At 51.1% G+C, this 413-nt stretch carries 1 pseudogene; it reads left to right on the top strand.

From position 1 onward, the window contains the following. Positions 1-10: 10 nt before the first annotated feature. Positions 11-413 (top strand): annotated as a pseudogene (locus RMT89_RS41320) (hypothetical protein); the annotation flags it as partial.

Below are 413 nucleotides of genomic sequence, written 5' to 3'. Positions count from 1 at the left end.
CAACAGGCCGATGACAGACAATGCAATTGCCAAGCGTATGCTTACCTCGGCAATTACTGGCGATCATATTCCTGTTCTCGAACAGGTCTGGATCAATGGTCAGATGGGCAACGATCTGTCGGTCAAATCCTTCGTGGAAACGGCAGAACCCGTTGTGCCGGAACCAGTGGAAGAAGCTGCGGAAAAGGCTGTTGCTCTCGACACCATCGAAAGTACCGGCAAAGCAGTTGATCCCGTGGCTCTCCAAAAGGAAGAACGGGCCATCAAGAAAGCGGTAAAGAAAGCCAAGGAAACGAAGGAGCCTGTAAAAGCAGCAAAGCCTGCCTCAAAGGCGAAATCAAAGCCTGCGGCCAAATCTGAGCCAAAGAAGGGGAAGCCGGTCAATCGTGTTGGTTTCGTGAAAACGAAGAAAG

Source organism: Streptomyces sp. P17 (genome assembly GCF_032436805.1).
Taxonomy (GTDB): domain Bacteria; phylum Actinomycetota; class Actinomycetes; order Streptomycetales; family Streptomycetaceae; genus Streptomyces.
Note: the sequence above shows the minus strand (reverse complement) of the source record. Positions and strands in the feature narration are given on the sequence as shown.